Annotated in this window: 14 protein-coding genes; 7 read left to right on the forward strand and 7 right to left on the reverse strand. The window is 46.0% G+C overall.

Annotated elements, in window-relative coordinates:
* Positions 1–7: 7 nt before the first annotated feature.
* Complete coding sequence (locus ACQQ6X_RS24110; RefSeq protein ID WP_305167384.1) at positions 8–559, forward strand: PadR family transcriptional regulator; 552 nt, start codon at positions 8–10, stop codon at positions 557–559.
* A gap of 71 nt (positions 560–630) precedes the next feature.
* Here the strand turns inward: ACQQ6X_RS24110 and ACQQ6X_RS24115 are convergent, their stop codons facing one another.
* The 3 genes from ACQQ6X_RS24115 to ACQQ6X_RS24125 are packed head-to-tail and all read right to left on the reverse strand — an operon-like array spanning position 631 to position 4,644.
* Positions 631–1,830 (reverse strand): Ger(x)C family spore germination protein, encoded by a 1,200-nt coding sequence (locus ACQQ6X_RS24115; protein ID WP_305167385.1) that lies wholly within the window; start codon positions 1,828–1,830, stop codon positions 631–633.
* Positions 1,827–2,921, reverse strand: a complete 1,095-nt coding sequence (locus tag ACQQ6X_RS24120) for a GerAB/ArcD/ProY family transporter (protein ID WP_305167386.1) — start codon at positions 2,919–2,921, stop codon at positions 1,827–1,829. Before ACQQ6X_RS24120 ends, ACQQ6X_RS24115 begins: the two co-directional genes overlap by 4 nt.
* A gap of 22 nt (positions 2,922–2,943) precedes the next feature.
* A complete protein-coding gene (locus tag ACQQ6X_RS24125; RefSeq protein WP_430493505.1) occupies positions 2,944–4,644 on the reverse strand; it encodes a spore germination protein in 1,701 nt (566 codons plus the stop codon).
* Between the two features lie 239 nt (positions 4,645–4,883).
* Between ACQQ6X_RS24125 and ACQQ6X_RS24130 the strand changes: the two genes are divergently transcribed.
* The 3 genes from ACQQ6X_RS24130 (at position 4,884) to ACQQ6X_RS24140 (ending at position 10,754) form a co-directional block, all read left to right on the forward strand.
* Positions 4,884–5,225, forward strand: a complete 342-nt coding sequence (locus tag ACQQ6X_RS24130; RefSeq protein ID WP_305167388.1) for a phage tail protein — start codon at positions 4,884–4,886, stop codon at positions 5,223–5,225.
* Between the two features lie 48 nt (positions 5,226–5,273).
* On the forward strand, positions 5,274–9,164 hold the full coding sequence (locus tag ACQQ6X_RS24135) for an immunoglobulin-like domain-containing protein (RefSeq protein WP_305167389.1): 3,891 nt from the start codon (positions 5,274–5,276) through the stop codon (positions 9,162–9,164).
* A 213-nt stretch (positions 9,165–9,377) separates the two neighbouring features.
* Positions 9,378–10,754, forward strand: coding sequence for an exosporium glycoprotein BclB-related protein (locus ACQQ6X_RS24140; RefSeq protein WP_305167390.1), 1,377 nt, complete (start codon positions 9,378–9,380; stop codon positions 10,752–10,754).
* Between the two features lie 67 nt (positions 10,755–10,821).
* On the opposite strand, the gene nirD is transcribed toward ACQQ6X_RS24140, so the two are convergent.
* Together nirD and nirB are read right to left on the reverse strand one after the other, a co-directional pair.
* Entirely contained in the window at positions 10,822–11,151 is a 330-nt protein-coding gene (gene nirD, locus ACQQ6X_RS24145; RefSeq protein WP_013369303.1) for a nitrite reductase small subunit NirD, read from the reverse strand.
* A 41-nt stretch (positions 11,152–11,192) separates the two neighbouring features.
* The gene (gene nirB, locus ACQQ6X_RS24150; protein WP_305167391.1) at positions 11,193–13,622 is read right to left on the reverse strand and encodes a nitrite reductase large subunit NirB; all 2,430 of its coding nucleotides are present in this window, start codon (positions 13,620–13,622) and stop codon (positions 11,193–11,195) included.
* A gap of 317 nt (positions 13,623–13,939) precedes the next feature.
* Here nirB and ACQQ6X_RS24155 point away from each other — a divergent pair, with 317 nt between their 5' ends.
* Genes ACQQ6X_RS24155 through ACQQ6X_RS24165 form a run of 3 tightly spaced genes read left to right on the forward strand, consistent with a single transcriptional unit; the run spans position 13,940 to position 17,946 of the window.
* Positions 13,940–15,625, forward strand: a complete 1,686-nt coding sequence (locus ACQQ6X_RS24155) for a spore germination protein (protein WP_305167392.1) — start codon at positions 13,940–13,942, stop codon at positions 15,623–15,625.
* Positions 15,626–15,650: 25 nt separating this feature from the next.
* Positions 15,651–16,754 (forward strand): GerAB/ArcD/ProY family transporter, encoded by a 1,104-nt coding sequence (locus tag ACQQ6X_RS24160; RefSeq protein WP_305167393.1) that lies wholly within the window; start codon positions 15,651–15,653, stop codon positions 16,752–16,754.
* Positions 16,747–17,946, forward strand: coding sequence for a Ger(x)C family spore germination protein (locus ACQQ6X_RS24165; protein ID WP_305167394.1), 1,200 nt, complete (start codon positions 16,747–16,749; stop codon positions 17,944–17,946). The genes ACQQ6X_RS24160 and ACQQ6X_RS24165 overlap by 8 nt, the downstream gene beginning before the upstream one ends.
* A 129-nt stretch (positions 17,947–18,075) precedes the next feature.
* On the opposite strand, the gene treR is transcribed toward ACQQ6X_RS24165, so the two are convergent.
* Both treR and treP read right to left on the reverse strand, forming a co-directional pair.
* Positions 18,076–18,819, reverse strand: coding sequence for a trehalose operon repressor (gene treR, locus ACQQ6X_RS24170; RefSeq protein ID WP_305167395.1), 744 nt, complete (start codon positions 18,817–18,819; stop codon positions 18,076–18,078).
* Between the two features lie 74 nt (positions 18,820–18,893).
* On the reverse strand, positions 18,894–20,861 hold the full coding sequence (gene treP, locus ACQQ6X_RS24175) for a PTS system trehalose-specific EIIBC component (RefSeq protein ID WP_305167396.1): 1,968 nt from the start codon (positions 20,859–20,861) through the stop codon (positions 18,894–18,896).
* Between the last annotated feature and the right edge of the window lie 62 nt (positions 20,862–20,923).

Here is a 20,923-nt window from a genome sequence, read left to right on the forward strand (position 1 = left end):
TACTACGTTGAAACGCACATTAAAGTATGCTATTTTGGGTCTGGTTCACAAAGAGGAAATGAGCGGCTACGATATTACGAGCCAATTCAAGCAGGAAATCGGGCAATTTTGGAGTGCCAAGCACAGTCAGATTTATCCCGAGCTCAAAAGGTTGACTGACGAGGGACTTATTGAATATCGCACCTCCATTACAGGAGCCAAGCTGGAAAAAAAGCTGTACTGTATTACCGCCAAAGGAACCCAGGAGCTGACGGAATGGCTACTAAGCCCCAAAGAGCTGCCGGAAACGGAAAAGGATGAGTTTATGCTCATGCTGTATTTCTCAGCAGCCATCCCCAAGGAAGAAAGCAAGCGCTTGTTCGAGGATCAGATAGCCAAACGTGAAGAAAAACTGGAATACCTGTACGAAAGTAGAAAATCCCTCCAACGGCTGGACGAGAATCATCAAGTACCCGGCTCTGGTCAATTCGGTCATTATTTGGTGCTGAGTCGTGCCATTAATCGGGAAGAGAGCTATATTACGTGGCTGAAAGAAACGCTATCCCTGTTTGAAGAATAGCTGTTACAAAAAGCCATTTCAGCAAAGCAGGATTTCCCCCTGCCTGCGAAATGGCTGCTTTCGTTATCCTATTAATCAGCCCGTATTTTGGAAGCTCCATAGTCTTCAATATGAATATCCGTGCTAACCTTTACTGGAATCGTGCTGAAGGTATTATCCCAATCCGCTTTGACCTTGCGCCATACTTGAGGATGCTGAATCCGCAGGGCTTCTCCGAAGCCTCCAACATCAGCACGTAATTCGCGCATTTTAGCTACGCTTTGTTCTGCCAATGAGTTGACTTTCTCCTGAAAAACACTCTCTTGTTTGCCAAGCAGCCGGTTACTGCCCAAATCTTCATTCAGACTAAAATTTTCCGAAAGCCGTCCCTCTGAAGTCATTCGTACGCGAAAAGATATGTCCTCCCCTTGTACGATGGCCTTAATGCTGCTTTTCACGTTTTTGATTTCATATACCATATTTTTTTTGGTTTTGGGATCAATCCCCTTCAAAGTCCCCCCACTCAGTTCTCCTCTCATCCACATGAGCCCTTCGACCTCAGATTCATTAAGAAAACCACCGTATGTTTGTGTCTTTCCCTTGATGATTCCAGCGCCTGCCAGCTTGAGTCCCTTCTCCCCCGTAATGATATTAGGCAGAATAAAACTGCTTTTGGCCCTCATCGGTCCGATCACTTTGGCCAATGCAACCGGCTTTGCCAGCCGCGAATTTCGTTTGCGGCTTACAAAGATATCCTTTAAGACATAAGCCGGAATTTGCCCTGGGATAATCTCCTGAAGCGCATCTCTCGCCTTATCCGTACTAATCAGCAATTGGACGCTAGGCCGAATATCGTTATCGCCCAAAAAAAAGTCAAGCAGCTCATACAGCGGAATCTTGCGAAGCAGACTGGAACTAATAATAACGGTTTTTAAATGAAATCCGATAGGAGGGCGATTGGTCCGTAATGAAATTTCTCTTATGATCTCAAAGATCGAATCCCCCGTTTCCTGAATATTAAAAAATTTTTTCTTTTGTGAAGACGACTTATCGGAGCCGCCGCTTTGCTCGGGAATGATAAATTGAAAGGTTCCCGTAATTAACTCTTTTCTCGGATAATCTCCTCCTTTTTGTTTGATTTGCTCTTCTTGCGGAGATAGCTCTGCTACATCCATAGCAACACCTGTCTCCAGGTTCAAATCCTCCACCGGAGAGCTGCTCCAACAGCCTGAAATTGTACTGCATATCAGGATAACTGCCATGCCGAATATTCCAAATCGAACGCTCTTCACGACCCTACTCCCCTCCAGCGAGAAATAAGCAACAACGGCAGAGGAAGCAGGGAGAACAACAAGAAAGCTGCATTCCCGAGGACTGTTCCAAAAGAAAACAACTCATTGAGGTTTCTGGGTATTTGGGATATGAGGTAAATGAACGGGAGCAAGATAAATAGAACCTTGGCATAAGAGACATTCAAAATCTGCGAAACCCCAATTGAAGCGCAATATAAACCGATACTGAAAGTGTTGAAAATTTGCATAATCCAGATGGACAATAATAAGGATTCAAACCTTTCAAGTACGAGATATTCCACTTCAAAGCTGCGAGCCAAATCCAGAAAGGGCCAGGTTCTGGCCACGACTCCTTCCACTGAGAAGGCTCCAATGCACAGGATCAAGGTGGCTGTATAAAAACTGACCGCGATTCCAATCGCCAATCCGATTGCCTTGGGGGCCTTCTCCGGTTTTTCCATACGACAAAGAACGATAAGCAGACACTCAATTCCCGTTAACGTCAAGGCAGTCGTCTTAACCGTTCTAAGTACTGGCATTACACCTTCCGATAAGACAGGACGCAAGTTATTCAATTCAAAAACATTTATTCCCAGCAAACATATCAATAAAAAGATCGCTGCTGTAATCGGAAATATAATCTGACATATTCTTCCTAATACGCCTATCCCCCCCATACACAAGTATAAGGAGGCCCACATAAAAGGGGCTGAAATGGCCCATGCCGGGGTTCCTTCAAGCAGGAAAAACGCTGTTACCTCCTCCACGGACCGGATTTCGTATGCAGCAATACAAACAAAATAAATGACGATCACCGCGCCAATTCCTTTTCCAATGGCCTTGCCTGTTATTTGTTGAACGTACTGGTAAAATGTACTGTCCGGAAATCGTCGGCTTAGTTTTATAATGATCCATCCGAGCAGAAAGGTTGCAGCCCCTGCTAAAATGACAGATATCCACACATCCGGTGTTTTTGCAACTTCAACCGCTACTCTGGGAAGGGTAAGCAACCCGGCAGCCAGCATAAAGCTAACGACAATTGCTGTCGTTTGCAATGTTGTAATATGATCCATTTTTTTTCCGCGAGCCATTCTGATCCCTCCTTTATTGAACTCATCCTCGTCGCTTCGGGTCTTTATGCTTTAATAGAATGGGTCTGTTTTTCATAAATTGAAACGGTGCCCGCAGGAGGTAATCTTTCCAGTCCCTCAACGAACGGGGAGCCATCAGACTAAGGAACGGAATACCAAAGCTCTGCAACTTAGCCAAATGAATACTGATCACCAGAAAACACATGATGACTCCATACAAACCGAAGGTGGCTGCCGCGAACATGACTGCAAAACGGAGGACACGCATGGAAATGCCGGCACTGTATACAGGCGTAGTAAAAGAAGAGATGGCTGTAATAGCCACCACAATGACCAGAATTGGACTTACAATCCCGGCATTGACAGCTGCCTGTCCAATAATCAGACCGCCGACAATCCCCATTGCCGGACCAATGGGTTTGGGCAGCCGAATTCCTGCTTCCCGCAAAATCTCGATGGCAATCTCCATAATCAGCGCTTCGACGAGCGTGGAAAAGGGAACACCCTGTCTTGCACTAATAATGGAAATGACCAGCTTGGTCGGAATCAGTCCGGGATGAAACGAGATAAAGGAAATATAAAGCGCCGGGGTGAACAAAGATAACGAAGTTGCCATGAAACGAAGAAATCGAATCAGCGACCCTGGTATCCATCGTTCATAATAATCTTCAGGAGACTGGAACATCATCCCGTACGTGACGGGCACAATGAGCGCAAAGGGCGTGCCATCCAGCAGAATTGCCACACGTCCCTCCAGCAATGCGGCCATGACCCGATCCGGTCTCTCTGTGTTCTGAATATGCACAAACGGGCTAAGAAAGTTATCCTCTATAAGCTGTTCTACATAGCCCGACTCCAGCACCTCATCCATATCAATGGTCTTAATCCGCCGCTTTACCTCATCTACAAGCTCAGAATCAGCGATATCTCTGAAATATACTACCATTAGCTGCTTTTCCACTCTTTTGCCGACTTTAAAAGATGACATCGCCAGTTCCGTACTTTCCCCATGTCTGCGGAGCATTGCCGTGTTATCGCTGAGTGTCTCCGTAAAACCGATTCGCGGTCCTCGCAGCACCGACTCTGATATAGGCTCTTCAACTCCTCGATTATTCCCCTTGGGTGTACCCAGCACAAAAGCGCCCCGTATACCTTCAACGATGAGGATTACTGAACCAAACAACACCTTTCGCAAAGCAAACTGTACATCATATGTGCATTCTGTCTCCGACACAAGCATGATCTGGCGAATAATCATATTGGACAGCGCTTCTCCTTGTGGAAGCTCCTCCTCCTTTTGCTCGGATCTCCCCCAATCCATCAGCGGCTTTAAAATATTCTGATCCATACCCACCTTGTCCGTTAAGCCGTCCACAAAAAAAAGGGTACATGCAGCATCCAGATTTTCTAAAAAAATAGGGCGTTCATTCACGTCCGCCATATCCGCGGCTGCTTGCCTCATTTTATCCACATTGGTCTGATAGTCTGCGGTAAAGTCTTCCCCTTTCTTCTCATCTGTAAGGGCGTTCTGATCTGCATGTTTCGAGCGATCCTGTTCCTCCAGCAACTTCAATCGCTCCCTGCGTCTGCTTTCCCGGCCATCCAGATTTTTGATTTGCTGTACCGCCAAGAAGATAAGCAAAGGCACAATGAACAAAAATAAGGCCTCAATCCACACAGTCCAATGGGGCATGTGTTTTATGATTACCTTCCACACGTTCATTCCTCCTTGAATTCCACCCGATTTGTATATAGATTTACCTGGATTAGAAAAAAGATGCATGAAAGATGAGGCAGATGGAACAAATTTCTTTACTCATAAAAGGAATAAAAAGGGGAATTTGATAGATGAACTGTATTGCAAAAGTGGAAATCCATGATAATATCTATTCATTCTATGACTAATGTCACAAATTTGTTGAATTCGTGATCCATTATTCGAATCTAAAAGGAGTTGTAGGTATGAAGAATCACTTTTGGAAAAAAACCGCCGTATTGAGTCTGCTGGCGGTCATTTTGTTAGGAGGAACGGCAATCAACCCCAAACAGGCTCAAGCATCGCCCGAGCCTTATATCGGGGAAATTACGATATACCCGTATATGTACGCTCCTAAGGGCTGGCTAAAATGCGAGGGTCAGCTTTTAGACATTTCTCAGAATTCAATATTATTCAGCCTGCTAGGCACTAATTTTGGAGGTGATGGAGTGCGTACATTTGCATTGCCTGACTTGCGCGGAGCTTCCCCGTTGCCGAATGTAAACTACTACATCGCTACCGAGGGGCAATACCCGTCCCGCCCGTAATATGAGTACGTTCAATGGTGTGTTATTTAATGAAGAAGAGGTGATAGCGTGCTCGAAGGCAACAACTTCACACGCAACAAGTTAATCCCCTACCGTGTGCTGGTTCCACTCATGCCGTTGATCGGCGGTGCGTTCCTGCTCATAGCGACGAATGAAGCCCATGCTGCCGGTTGGGAAAATGTAGTGTATAACAAGCCAACTACATCCAGCGGTTACACCCAGCCCTACGATTCCTCCAAGGCTGTGGATGGGTCAATTGAACCAACAAGTCGCTGGTATCAGGCGAGCAATGGCGAAAAATGGATCCAGGTAGATCTGAGAGACTGGTATATTGTAGATCGATACGTGGTTACAGGTATGGGTGTCCATTCCGGGTGGAACGATCAACGTGATCCGTATAGTTTCCGATTGCAGACGAGCAGCAACGGCAGTAATTGGGAGACTGTGGATACCGTGCAGAATAATGGGAGTTCTAATTTTCAAAAAAGCATTACTCCTGTTACTGCTCGATATCTGCGGTTATATATTGATCAAGGAAATGCCAGAAATAATCAATGGGCTTCCATCATGGAGTTCGCAGCCTATGGGGAGCAATTACCCGTACCGCAGGCTCCGGGTCATTTTACAGGTACTAAAAATGGAAATACGGTGGAGCTAAGCTGGGATGCCGTTCCTTATGCAACTTCCTACAGAGTCGTACGAGATAACATAACGCTCTATACAGGCGACTTAACCCAGTTCATAGACACTTCAGCATTACCGCCAGGTGAAGCAGTCTACACGGTTCAGGCTGTGAATGCTAAGGGGGAGAGCACTCCCACAGAGGTTAAAGTGAATATTCTGACCGATGCCGAAAAAGTTGCACAGGCCAAAGCCGCCCTTGCTTTAGGCTTCTCCCCTGGAGACACAGTGGATTCAGTATCCCAAAAGCTGACACTGCCACTCACGGGGTTGAATGATACGACGGTGAGCTGGAGCTCGGATACTCCTGCCGTCATTACGAACGAAGGAACTGTAATACGCCCGCGGTACGATTTGGATGATCAAAAGATAAAACTGACAGCAACGATTACAAAAGGAACCGCCTCGGATACCCAAACTTTTGAAGTTACCGTTTCGAAGATGACTGCTCAAGATACATTAAATCAAGCAGCAGATGCCCTATCGCTGGGTGATTTGTCTGCGGTACAAGAAAATGTATCACTCCCTTTATCCGGTTATGGTGGAGTGCAGATCGAATGGTCCTCGTCCAAACCTCTTGTCATTGCAGCAGATGGAACACTCACCAGACCTTCCTATAGTAGTGGAGATACGGATGTTACCCTAACAGCTACCCTGCAACTTGCAGGCTTAACGAAAACAAAGGATTTTGCTGCACACGTACTCCGTCTGCCGATGAGCGATACGGAAGCCGTGAATGCAGCATATAAAGCACTTGAACTGCCAATCACGACCGTAACCGGAGACGTATATTTGCCCAAAGATGCTTTGAATGGTGTTCAGGTATCATGGTCGTCGAGCCAGCCGCAGTTCCTGGATCATACTGGACATGTAACCTTCCCGACCTACGTACAGGGCGATCAGAACATCACGCTTGAAGCGGTTGTGTCAAGAGGCGGAGTGGAGCTTCGAAAAACCTTCAGCCTGCTCGTACCCGCATTACCTGTAAGTGCTGATGAAGCAGTGAATTTGGCGGCAAATACACTAAATCTGGATTACCCGCAAGGGATTAAGGATTCTATCGCCCTGCCTCGTACAGGGGCATTCGACACCCGAATCGACTGGTCCTCAGATCAACCGGATATCCTCAGTGACAGCGGTCAGGTAAATCGGCCTAAATATATTGACGGTGATAAGAATGTACAGTTAATTGCTATGATTTCTAAAGGTATAGCTTCTGTCCAAAGAACATTCACGATTACCGTGCTGAAAGCATTGCCGAATACACCTTATGTACGATTGAACGGCAATAATCCAATTGTGCTGGAAACTGGCGACACCTTCACTGATCCGGGAGCCAGTGTACTGGACAGCGTATATGGCAATATTCTGGTTCCCGAACTTTCAGGTATCGGCAATGTCGATACAAACGTACCTGGCGAATACGTATTAAACTATGCTTATAGCGATAATGGAAGCTGGACGGCAGAGCCAGCAGAACGCCGTATCAACGTGCTGCCCCGTGCTGTTGCAGCCACAGCAGGCAATGAGGATATCGCCTCTGTGTTTGTTACAGGTGCTTTACCGGGCGCCCGGCTTGAGCTATACAACGCTCAGCAGGAGCTTATAGCGGAAGGAATCGCTTCGAGTGAGGGAAAATATATATTTTCACCTGTATCCGAGGGAACCAGCTATTATGTATTGCAGAGCGCAAACGGCATGAAAAGCGCTCCTTCTGGGCTAGTGTATCCGCAAGGCTTAACCGCACAGCGTGTTGCGGATTCCATCACAAGCATACCTGCCCCTACAACAAGTGATACACTGCTTAGGTTGCCTGCTGTACCTGATGGCTTCCGTGTGACCATTAGCAGTAGCAGTCAGCCAGACATCGTGCGTACGGACGGAACTATTTTTAAAGCAGATACTCCTTCCGTTGTAAATGTCATGCTGGATGTGATGAAGGTAAGCGATGGTTCTCATGCTTTAACACAGGCCATAAAAGTCCCCGTCCCCGCTAAAGTGAGTGTGGATACTGGCAAGTCTAATAAAGATAAAAATGAGGATCAGGATCTATCTACTGCCGAACAACATTTAGAATTTTCCGAACAAGGAAAAACGGTCTCCCTCTATGTTCCTTCGGCGGCATTTCTGGATGAACAGATCCAACAAGCACTTCGCGAAGGCAAGACATACGCTAATATTCGCTTGGAGCAGGAGAAGCAATTGAGTCGTGTTCTCCTGACTCATTCTGTACTGAATAAATGGGATCGGATTGGAGCTTCGGTGATCTCCCGATATGGAACACTGATGCTATCGAGTGACACGCTAGCCAGCATGGGCGCCTCAGGTCAGCAGGACGTCACCATCTCATTCCAGCAGGCAGATCAGCAATTCCGCGCCTGGGCTGAGCAGCAATCCAATCTAAAGCTGATCGGGCAGGCTGTAGAAATTAAAGGTACCGTGACAGGGACTGCGTCCATCGTTCTGCCGCTGGATAGCGAATCCTCAAATGAATTGCAGAATCTGAACCCCCAATTCTCCGTTCTTGTGAGGTATGAAAATGGTGAGCACGAGGTTCTAAAAGGCACTGCTGTAATGAATTCACAAGGAATTTTGTCGGGTGTGAGCGTGAATACACCTCGGTTAGGCACCTTTGCCGTTGCCGTCTCTACGGATGCGTCTCAGATGGATCAGGCCCATGTACAAAATGACCCCATCCTTTCATCAGATTCGCAAGCGCAAGCACAGGTATGGCCAGACCTACAAGATCACTGGGCAGCGAAGTCACTACAATCTCTTGCAGCCAAAGGCTGGATGCAGGGCTATAAAGACGGCAACATGCGCCCTGAACGTGCGGTAAGTCGTGCAGAATTTGTAGCCGTATTGATTAGAGCTTTAGGAACTACTGGAGACGAGAGCCCGTCTACCTCATTTACAGATATGAAGGGACACTGGGCTGGATCAGCCGTGGAAGCTGCATACCGTCAAGGATGGATTCAAGGGTTAACCACCCAGACGTTCGGACCTGAGGAGAGCCTTACCCGTGAACAGGCGATGGTGATCCTGTCACATGCGATGCAGAATCAGACGTCTGCTTCCAGCCCTACAGGATTGCAATCCTACAAGGATAATCAGCAGATTGCTTCCTGGGCTTCCGCAGCATTCGAGAATGCCATAGGTTCGGGGTGGATCAGTGGTTATCCTAATGGAACGCTTAAACCGAAAGCCGCCATTAGCAGAGGCGAGATGGCTGAATTGCTGATACGTATTTTCAAATAAAGCTGTTGAACACGTATAAATCTAATAGACTACACGCGAAAGCGCGGTCCCAAGCTATTTGGGAACCGCGTTTTTGTTATCGATATTTTATAAAGCTTTGCTTGTGCATTCACCCTTTTTACTTCCATAAATATATTATGAATATCTGTAAAATGGGGCGATTAACCATCTGTCACCTCTACAGCAGGATGAATGAGGAGGAGATATTTGAGCATGAAACATAAAAGATCGTTCAGGTTCAGTGGATCTTCAAAAAAAGACGAGGACTGCAAACCCATAAGAGAAAATAGAAATATCGAAGCGCTTCTCAAGCTTATTAATGAATTAACCTCGATCGTCCCCCTTCTATTCGCCAACCCTTCTGCGGCTAATGTATCTTTATTACAACAGATTTTAAGACAATTGCTGGTTCTGACGAAAAGCTTGAGACTTAGGGGCGGAGGTAAGGCAGATTTACTGGCGGCATTGGAGCTTGCTATTGTAGCACTAGAAGCCAAGCCTTTCTCCCCGATCAGCGTAGGGACTACATTACAGCAACTGCTGGATGCCCTATTGTCCATCGTTCTACAGGAATCCCTCAATCCAACGCTAAAAGACGGTTTAATCCGTGCCATCAGAACTGCCGGAACGACGGTTAGCAACGCATTAAGTAAACCGTATTTGTCAGGGAATCCCGGCCCACAGGGGCCACCGGGACCTGTCGGGCCGGGTGGTGCACCTGGTCCCGCAGGTGTACCGGGCCCACAAGGTCCTCCCGGGCTCCCCGGGCCTGTCGGGGCAGCTGGACCTGCCGGACCTGCCGGGCCTGTCGGAGCCGCTGGACCTGAGGGACCTGCTGGACCTGCCGGGGGTGTGACAGGCGCCACAGGCGCTACGGGCGCAGATGGCTTGGTCGGGCCACCGGGACCCGCTGGACCTGTGGGGCCTGCCGGGCCTGCTGGGCCCACAGGACCGACTGGCGCTGACGGCTTGCCGGGCGCGATTGGTGCGGCCGGGCCTGCTGGCGCCACGGGGGCAACAGGTGCTGACGGAGCTACCGGAGCCACAGGCGTTACTGGAGCCACCGGTTCGGGAGCAATCATCCCGTTTGCTTCGGGTGGACCGGCAATTTTGACGACCGTTGCCGGCGGGCTTGTGGGAACTACAAGTTTAATCGGCTTTGGAAGCTCGGCAACAGGGATAAGCCTCGTAAGTGGAACCATTGACCTCACAGGTACACTTGTAGGACCACTTATTAACTTTGCTTTCTCCGTTCCACGGGATGGTGTGATCACATCCATTGCCGGCTATTTCAGCAATACGGTTGCACTAAACCTCGTCGGTTCATCTATAAGCATCACTGCCCAGTTGTTCAGTTCCCCAACACCTAATAACACCTTTATATCTGTTCCCGGAGCTGCCGTTACATTGACCCCTCCACTGACTGGCAATATTGCTTTAGGAACGACTTCTAGTGGGATTGCTACTGGATTGGCTATCCCCGTAACCGCGCAAACCCGTCTGCTTATGGTTTTCTCTGCCACTGCAACAGGTGCCTCCCTCGTCAATACCGTGGTGGGTTACGCAAGTGCAGGTGTCACTATTACCTGATCCAAAACAAAAAGGGCCCCGCAGGATTGTTCCTGTCGAGCCCTTTTTATGCATTCCCTCAAGTGAATTAAACCGTTTCAAGCGATATTTTCACTACTTCTCCCTCTTCACAGACGGCGAACGTTTTAATTTGTCCATGGTCAGGCTCTTGAACGAGGCCTGTTTGCAAATCAATTTTCCAGTCATACAAAGGATCATAAATATAATGACCAGATACTATTGCCTCTGTAAGAGGACCACCTTTGGGGTGAGGATTACTATTTTCAACAGCATACAGCTTATTCTCCGAAGTGCGGAAAACAGCAATTTCAGCACCTTTGACGTGGATAGTGCGTCCTATTCTGATCGGAAAATCCTTACTATGACCGACAACAAGCCATTCGGCATTCTTGATCATTTGCTTGCTCGCTTCCTTCCTCAGGCATTTTAGATGCAATTTTACACAATAGACGGAGTAACAGCCTCAAATAGATTTTTGCGTGTATCCTCATCATGGATGATCTTTTTCCATGGGTCTTCGAGCTGTTGTAATGCAAATTCAATGCGTTCTATTAAAGCTTGTCGATTAGCTGTATCGTTAACGACAGCCTTCTGAATCTCTTCCAGACCGATCCGTTCCACCCACTCGGAGGTACGTTCCAGGTATTGCCCTGTTTCCCGGTAGAATTGCATCACGGCTCCTACAATATCAATCAGTTCAGCGTCGGTTTTTACTTTACAGAGTGAATCAGCCAACCGTGCTTTAATACCGCCGTTTCCACCGATAAAGATCTCCCAGCCCCCATCGTTGCCTACGATTCCGATATCTTTCGTACATGATTCCGCACAGTTGCGTGGACAACCATTAACCGCTAATTTGAATTTTGCCGGGAAATCCAATCGTTCGAATTTCCGTTCCAGCACTTCGCCCATGCCCATCGAGTCCTGTGTACCAAAACGGCAAAATTGCGATCCAACACAGGTTTTCACCGTACGAAGCGACTTCGCGTACGCATATCCCGAAGGCATATCGAGTTCTTCCCACACTTTAGGCAGATCTTCTTTACGGACACCAATCAAATCCAGCCGTTGTCCCCCAGTTACTTTAACTACTTTAACGTTGTATTTAAGCGATACATCAGCTATTTTCTTCAAATCTTCTGGAGTCGTTACCCCGCCGTACATTCTTGGCACCACTGTAAACGTTCCATCCTTTTGAATGTTCGCGTGCAATCGCTCATTTACAAACCGGGAATCTCCCTCATTTTCATAGGTATCAGGGTTAATCATACCCAAGTAATAATTCAGCGCCGGACGGCATTTGGAGCATCCTTCATCATTATGCCAACCGAGTACATTCATCACTTCACGCGTAGTGGTCAGCCCTTTAGTTTTGATTGCTTCAACAATCTCGTCCCGGCTCAAGGTTGTGCAACCACATATTCCTTGCTTGGCTGATGTTTTGAAGCTGTCTCCAAGAACATATTGCAAAATTTGCTCAACAACGGGCTTACATCCTCCGCAGGAACGCGTAGCTCCGGTACATGCCTTAATTTCATCAACGGTGGTTAGTCCATTTTCATTGATAGCTTCCACAATTGCCTTTTTAGTCACACCGTTACAGCCGCAGACAATTTCATCGTCCGCCATGGTTTCAACGGATGACGTTTTAGCCCCGTGATTGCCACATCCAGTACCCATGATCTGTCCATAGATCTCATCTGTCATTTCCGTTTGCTGACGCACATATTTTTGCAGACTAGCAGATTCACTCACATCGCCGAACAGTACAGTACCAACAATTTTATTATCACGAAGCAGTATCTTTTTGTATGTTCGCTTCCACTCATCCTTCGCTACAATCGCCGTATGCTCAGGCTGAGTTATGAATTCGCCAGCTGAGAAAACATCTACCCCTGAAATTTTAAGCTTGGTGGAAACTACCGATCCTGCATAGCCTTCCGTATCCACGCCTGCCAAATGCTTGGCAATCACACTTCCCTGTTCAAACAGCGGAGCTACCAGACCGTAGCAAATTCCACGGTGCTCAACACATTCCCCTACAGCGTATACATCCGGCATGGAGGTTCTCATGAAATCATCGACCACAATCCCGCGCTTCGTTTCCATACCACTTTCTATAGCTACCTGGATATTAGGCTTAATTCCGACGGCCATTACAACCAAATCTGCCTCCAGCTCGCTTCCATCCGAGAAGCGCAGTCCTTGTACCCGATCTTGACCGTACACTTCCGCAGTTTGCATTTGCATAGCAAACTTGATTCCCTGACGTTCCAGTTCTGCTTTCAACATCGCAGAGCCTTCCCGGTCCAACTGACGTTCCATCAAATCTTCCATTAGATGAACGACCGTAACATCCATCCCGAGATTGACCAAGCCTTTAGCTGCCTCCAGCCCTAACAGACCTCCGCCAATGACAGCTGCCTTTTTATAGGTTTTCGCCGCCTCAAGCATTGCCGAGCAATCGGCAATATCTCGGAAACCAATAACGCCTGGTAACTCTTTGCCCGGAATAGGCAGAATAAACGATTGTGAACCAGTGGCTACCAAAGCCACATCATAATCAATTTCCAGTCCGTCTTCGGTGTGAATTTTCTTGTGCTCACCGTCGATGCTTTTAACCATTTTTCCTGTATATAAAGTAATCCCTTGATCCGCATACCATTGCAAATCGTTCAGTATGATATCATCTATTGTTTTACTACCTTCCAGCACATAAGAGAGCATGATCCTGTTATAGTTCGGATGCGGTTCACTCCCCAGAACTGTAATTTCGTACTTATCTGTTAATTTTAAAATTTGTTCGACCGTATTGATACCAGCCATCCCGTTCCCTATAACCACAAGCTTTTGTTTACTGTTTATCATATACCGGTTCCTCCATTCATTCGACGATATTCCCTATCCGACGACATCTCCTACGTTCCTATGAAATTCTGTTTATGCTTCTTATTCTAATACAGCAGATAGGTCTATATGTGATTCGGATCACAATGGAGTTGTAATTATGAATTATTAGGGATTTCCCCATTTCACTTCAAGGGATAATGGTAAGAGCCGGTAATGATACAGTGAATCAAATGAATCTTTTCAATTCATGTGTAAATACAACCTTTTTAAGGAATACTTTATGAACAACTTATATCTAATGAGACAATGAATTGAATGGTTTGGAGGTAATCCGCATGTGGTCCAAAATCATTTCGTATTTTCCTAGCTGGAGTACACTCTTTCAAGCTGGTCTCGCGTTGATTATTCCTTTAGGAATTTATTATATAAACCACTCGCTTTTTTCGTTTGTCGGCAGTAAGGGAGCCAAAACTAAACATTCTTCCGGTCGTCCGCTCTCTGGCAAACATCACGAAGAAGATGTTGATCAAAAACATGAACCAAGCCCTAAAGTAACCGGGAATTATGATTCCGACTTACAGGCAATTCGTGAAGCTATAGGCCAAAATAGTGATGTGCATTTTCGTGAGTTTGTGATGAAGAAATTTCATACTCGGTCCGTGTTAGTCTTCATAGAAGGTATGCAGGATGAAAAGCTTATGAGCAAGCAGGTTTTAGAGGTTTTGATGTTTGAGGACGGGCAGGGCCAGGATCAACAGAAACAGCCGGAGGGGTTGAGTAACTCTTTTATAAAGGAAAGCCTGATGCCAATTACGCAAATTAGTGAAGTTACCAGTATGGAGGAACTATATGAGTTCATCCTTTTAGGCCATACCGTCTTATTAATTGAAGGAATGAAAGAAGCACTGCTGGTGGGCTCGCCTAACGGCGCTATACGCTCCGTCAATGAACCAACCTCTGAATCGTTGCTCCGGGGACCCAGAATCGGTTTCACGGAAGTATTGAGTGAAAACACTTCGATGCTTCGACGCCAGGGCTTAAATAAAAGTCTGGAAATGAAGAAATTTCAAGTGGGAAGCAGAATCAAAAAGGACCTGGTTATCGCGTATATAAAAGATATTGTGAATCCGGATCTCCTTGAAGAAGTGAAGCGCAGGATTTCAAAAATAGACATGGATTTTTTACCGGAATCCGGTTATGTGGAACAACTCATCGAAGACAATTATTTAAGTCCATTCCAGCAGGCTCATAACACAGAGCGTCCCGACCGTGTTATTAATGCTTTATTGGAGGGAAGAATTGCGATCTTACTGGATGGCACCCCCTTTGCACTTATTGTCCCGGTGACCTTCAGTATGCTGCTTCAATCTCCCGAGGACTATTATGAGCGGTGGATTCCAGGAACACTTTTACGTCTGCTGCGGTTTAGCGGGGCGTTTATAGCGCTTATGGGTCCTGCTTTGTACATCTCTTTTATATCGTTCCATCCCGGTTTGATTCCGACCAAACTGATCATTAGCATTATCGGAACCCGTCAAGGCGTCCCCTTCCCATCGGTCATAGAGGTTCTGATTTTGGAAATCTCTATCGAAATTTTACGGGAAGCCGGTATTCGCTTGCCCAAGCCCATTGGACCTGCGATGGGCATTGTGGGAGGCTTGGTCATCGGTGATGCTGCTGTTAATGCGGGCATCGTAAGCCCATTCTTGGTGATTGTAGTTGCTGTTACTGCTATTTCTTCGTTTTCGATACCGACATACAGTGCAGGTATTACCTTGCGTCTCTTGCGTTTCGCCGGAATGTTCTTTGCAGCAATGCTGGGCATGTTTGGAACCATATTGTTCTTTCTGCTAATTTGTATCCATCTGACGAAGTTGAACAGCTTTGGTGTACCCTATGTAACTCCCTTTTCTCCCATGCGCCTAAGCGATTGGAAGGATGTGTACATCCGGGCCCCTCTATCTCTAATGAAGCGAAGACCTGTAATGATGAAAACACAGCAACGCAAACGACGATCATGATGCCCAATATGAAGGAGGAGCTACTGTGTTTAGACGCTCTGATGATAAGATCACAACTAAACAGGCGGCTGTATTCCTGACTAATACCGTATTGGGCGCAGGGATCTTGACACTGCCGAGAGGTGTAACTGAACAGGTACAGACTCCAGATGCATGGCTTTCCGTCCTCATCGGTGGAGGTATTGTCATACTCGTCATCTGGGTCATGGTGAAATTAAGTCAACAGTTTCCCGGAAACACCATATATCAATACTCCAGGAGAATTGTGGGCACTGTTCCGGGAGGATTTTTAAGCGTGCTATTGATTATATACTTTATAATCATAGCCGGATTTGAGATCCGTGTGTTAGCTGAGGTAACCATTTTTTTCCTACTTGAAGGCACACCTATCTGGGCGATTGTGATTCCATTCATCTGGATAGGGAGCTATTTGATTTTTGGAGGCATTAATTCCATCGCCAGGCTGTATCAAATTGTACTTCCGATCAGTCTCTTCTTTCTGCTTCTCTGTTTTGTTTTCAGCTTAAGAATCTTTCAAATTGATCATCTTCGTCCCGTATTGAGTGATGGGATTTTCCCCGTCATCAAGGGGCTAAAATCGACGATTCTTGTCTTCGCTGGATGTGAAGTCGTCATGACGCTGGTCGCCTTTATGCAGCACCCCGAAAAAGCATTTAAGGCCATGGCAGCGGGTATCTGTATCCCTTTAGTTTTGTATTTTTTGACCGTATTTATGGTGATCGGCGGACTATCGGTCGATTCTACTGTGACCAGTACTTGGCCTACCATTAATTTGATGCGCAGTTTTGAGATTCCCGGATTTCTTTTTGAACGTCTGGAGTTTCCCTTGCTGGTGATCTGGGTGATGCAAATGTTTTGTAATTTCTGCAGTTTTTTCTTCAACGCATCCTTAGGTGTCTCACAGGTGTTTGGTGTTAAATATCGTTATGCGATTTTTGGCTTGATTCCGTTAATCTTTATCTCCACCATGACCCCTATTCGTATGATGGAAGTGTTTAGTCTCGGCGACGCGATCGGATACATGGGGATCATATTATTTTTGATGATACCGGTATTTCTCTCCATCGTATTGATGATCAGGAGGAAGGGAATGAAGCAAAATGTATAGACGGTCCATCCTATCTGTACTGCTTGCCTCCATTCTTATGGTCACTCAAGTCGGCTGCTGGAGCAGCAAAGAAATAGAGGAGCTTAGCATATATACAGGATTGGCTCTCGATCGGGGGGAGCTAAGTCCATTGGAGCAGGAGCTGGAGAAGAAAGGCAGCCGGTACTTTAAGAAAAACAAAATTTCGGCCAGCATACAAATCGTCCCAAAAAAATCAGCTGGAGGCCCAAACCAGAAAGGCGGAGGAGGGGGACAAGAACCAAACTATAACAACATAACCAGCACAGGAGATTCTTTGCTTGAAATCTTTCGGCAACTCTCCCTCCGTTTGGATCGCCCTATTATAGGTCACCATCTAAAAGTCATGGTGGTTTCTACCGAATTAGCAAAACAACAGACGATTCAGCAATTAATGGATTTTGTGCTTCGTGATAATGATATTCGTCCGAGCTGTGAGGTTTTTTTAAGTAAGGAACGGGCAGCCAACACCTTAGTTACCAAATACAAGGGAGAAATTCCATCCATTCACATTTTAAATATGCTTCGGAACCATTTTAGAACCAGCAAAGTGATGAGAGGAGTTAATCTGTCTGAATTGGATGGGTTAATACACTCTAAAAAAAGCTATATATTACAAAATATAAGTGAGTCTGAGGGTGAATTAGAATTTTCAGGTGCTGGCATTATCAAAGGAGATACCGGTCACTGGATCGGTGCTTTGGGACAACAAGACGTGGAGAGTATTGGATGGATTAAGGGTGATGTTGAGGGCGGAGCTGTCAAAACGTATGACAAGCGGAATGAAGCCATAACCTATGAAATCAAATCAGTAAAAAGCAAAATCACCACTAAAGTGGCCAAGGGCGAGGATATCTCGTTTCACGTAAAAATTGAATCCGAAGGACGCTTAATCGAAAACTGGGATGAGAAGATAGACCCGACCAAGACGCGAAACATAAAAGAAGCTGAACAAGAGTTTGAAAAGCAAGTGACGCAAAGGATTAAGTCTCTTCTGCACAAATTACAAGCCGAATATAAAGTCGATGTTGCCGGGTTTGGTGATCATCTAAAAATTGAAAAACCGCAGGTGTGGAAAAAAGTAAAAGAAGATTGGGATTATAAATTCAGCAAAATCCCTGTAACCTTTGATATTAAACTTACCATTACGGATTTAGGTTCCTCTGCTGAATAGTCAGAAACCCACTCGAAAATTTGCCCTGAAAGTCAAAAAGGAACCCCTCTTCTTATGAAGAGGGGGTTTTAACATAGTGAACTATTCTGATTTAATCAATCGTCATTGGATCAACTCGAAGAGGTCAGCTTAAAAAGTCAGATTTCTTTCTTCACCGTGCGAACGTCTGGCAAAATCGACGAATTGAAATTTATCCAGCCGATGTCTTGATTCCGTGTACTGGAACAATGTGGTGTCTTCCAGATAAACATAGTTACGTACTACAACCACATGAGTGTAGTTCAGGAGATCCATCAGCCTGCGGTCTTCTTCATCTGCATCTTCTACAGAAACGACCTTTTTGGCATAACTGATTGGAAGATGGAGTTCTCCCTCCAGATATTCGTAGATGGATTCCCGGCTAATGTCCTCGGTAAGCACAGGTACAATGTCTGAGCGAAAGTAGTCTTTATCCAGTATGACGCATTCACCTTCAATTTCACGTGCACGAATGACTTTCCAGACCCAATACTTGTCTTTGTCAATCTCAAGATGAGCAGCTATATCATCTGGAACGGGAATCAACTGATTTTCATGAACAATGGTTTGTGATTTACGCCCAATCCGCTCAGACATTTCTTTAAAACTGACCAATCCCCCGATCGGAAAATCCATCCGTCCGATATCCAGAACAAAAGATCCTTTGGCCTTTATTTTATGGATATACCCATTTTGTGCAAGCAAGTGAAGTGCCTTACGCACGGTCTCACGAGAAGTGCTATACTCCCGGGCCAGTTCATTTTCAGAGGGCATTTTCGAGCCTGGAGCCAATGCGCCTGTCTGAATTCGTCCCGAGTATTCTTGATAAATTTGCAAAAATATATTCTTAGTCAATTTCATCACCACGTTTATTGTAGCATTCTTTCACTGACCAAGTTACTAAAAAAGGCTAGCAGGATGAATCTGACTTAATTCGTATTATCCGATGAAGAATTCAAATGGATTCTCATTAAGACATATTGCAGATCGTTCGCCTCGCCTGGCAATTCTTCAATTGATTCAATGATATTCTGCCCGTCAGGGACAATAATCGGTGTAATAATAGGGTAACCCGATTTCTGGATCAGCTCACGGTCAAATTCCATCAGAAGCTGGCCCTGCTCCACGGTTTGGCCTGTCTCCACATGCATGGTGAATCCTTCTCCCTTTAATGACACCGTGTTGATTCCTACATGTACCAGAATCTGTACACCTGTCGGATGCTCCAAAATCAAGGCATGCTTGCTTTTCACCATGATGTGAATGACCTTCCCACTGAAAGGGGCTAGAATTCGGCCATCCTGCGGTTCCACTGCAATGCCTTGGCCCATCTGCCGTTCGGCAAAAGCCGGATCAGGAACCTGCTCCAATGGCACAACATGCCCCAGTATCGGAGTCTTTACTTCCAGCACATTCAGTGCAGAATGGTGGCGATCCGAATCTGTTTGTGCGGAGTCGTTAGCTGGTGTCGTAGCTGGTGTCTGACGGCGCTTATTTAGCACTTTCCCATACAAGAGGGTTAAAGCGAACGGCACAATCAATACAATTGCCATCCCGACGAAGAATACTCCCCAGTTGTTTGGGAAAATAGACAAGAAGCCTGGAATCCCTCCTACACCAATGGAAGAAGCCATTACATGATTTACAGTAAGCAGGATACCTGCGATACCGGAACCGACCATTGCGAATACAAACGGATATTTATACCGGATATTCACCCCGAAAATGGCAGGTTCGGTTACACCGAGAAATGCAGACACGGAAGAGGTAAACGCTAATCCTTTTCCCTTTTGCTCCTTTAATACCAGCATCATTGCCAATGCTCCGGCACCCTGAGCGATATTGGACAGCGCCAGCATCGGCCATAAGAACGTGCCACCCTGCGTACCAATTAATTGCACGTCCACCGCCAGGAAAGTATGATGCATTCCCGTGATCACGAGCAAGGAGTAAAAGCCTCCATAAATCAGGCCACCCAGCGCAGGAGCCAAATCGAAAACGTATACAAGACCAGACGTAATTGCATTACCAATCATAAAAGTAACTGGACCGATCACTGTAAAAGCAAGAAATCCTGTGATTAATAGGGTAATCGGTGCTACGAGCAACAGCTTAAATGAATCCGCTATCTTTTTATTGAGGAATTTCTCAATCTGTGCGAGCACGTAAGCGGATACTAAAACGGGTAAAACCTGTCCTTGATAACCGATCTTGTTCACTTGCCAACCAAACAAATCCCACACCGGAACGGTTCCTTTGGTAACGGCATCCGCATAACTGTATGCACTTAGCAGATCCGGATGAACCAGAATCAAGCCCAGTACAATCCCGAGTAAAGGACTACCGCCAAACCGGACAACAGCCGACCATCCAATCAAGGCAGGTAGAAATGTAAATGCGGTGCTGGCAATGGTATTAATAATTGCTGCAAAGTCAGTCCATTGAGGATAGACCTGAACCAGAGACATTCCTTCGAAAAAGATTCCTTTACCTGTCAAAATATTATTTATACCAAGCAGTAAACCTGCAGTGACGATCGCGGGCAAAATGGGAATAAAAATATCTGCCAGTGTCTTAATGGCACGCTGAATCGGATTTTGTTTTTTACTAGCCGCATTTTTAACATCGTCCTTAGAAGCCCGGCTGCCTCCTGTAATGGAGATCATTTCATCATATACCTTATCTACCAGACCTGGACCAATCACGACCTGATACTGTCCTTGTGAAGAAAATTGACCTTTGACCAGATCATTTTGTTCGAGTGCTTCTTTATCGACCAGCTTATCATCATACAGGGCAAATCGCAGACGAGTTACGCAATGCGTAGAGGCCTCTATGTTGTCTTTACCACCAACGGCTTTTATAATGTCTTCCACCTGTGCTCTTTCAATCGCCATCTAGTCCACTCCCTCGACGTTTGCTCATTTTTAAAGCAGCCACCCCGGCTTAAAATGAATGT

This window comes from Paenibacillus ottowii (assembly GCF_050516475.1).
Classification (GTDB): Bacteria; Bacillota; Bacilli; order Paenibacillales; family Paenibacillaceae; genus Paenibacillus; species Paenibacillus ottowii.

Coding starts and splice junctions, on each gene's coding strand:
- ACQQ6X_RS24120 (WP_305167386.1), bottom strand. CDS start 2,921: ATGGCTCGCGGAAAAAAAATGGATCATATTACAACATTGCAAACGACA.
- ACQQ6X_RS24125 (WP_430493505.1), bottom strand. CDS start 4,644: ATGAACGTGTGGAAGGTAATCATAAAACACATGCCCCATTGGACTGTG.
- ACQQ6X_RS24130 (WP_305167388.1), top strand. CDS start 4,884: ATGAAGAATCACTTTTGGAAAAAAACCGCCGTATTGAGTCTGCTGGCG.
- ACQQ6X_RS24140 (WP_305167390.1), top strand. CDS start 9,378: ATGAAACATAAAAGATCGTTCAGGTTCAGTGGATCTTCAAAAAAAGAC.
- nirD (WP_013369303.1), bottom strand. CDS start 11,151: ATGATCAAGAATGCCGAATGGCTTGTTGTCGGTCATAGTAAGGATTTT.
- nirB (WP_305167391.1), bottom strand. CDS start 13,622: ATGATAAACAGTAAACAAAAGCTTGTGGTTATAGGGAACGGGATGGCT.
- ACQQ6X_RS24155 (WP_305167392.1), top strand. CDS start 13,940: ATGTGGTCCAAAATCATTTCGTATTTTCCTAGCTGGAGTACACTCTTT.
- ACQQ6X_RS24165 (WP_305167394.1), top strand. CDS start 16,747: ATGTATAGACGGTCCATCCTATCTGTACTGCTTGCCTCCATTCTTATG.
- treP (WP_305167396.1), bottom strand. CDS start 20,861: ATGGCGATTGAAAGAGCACAGGTGGAAGACATTATAAAAGCCGTTGGT.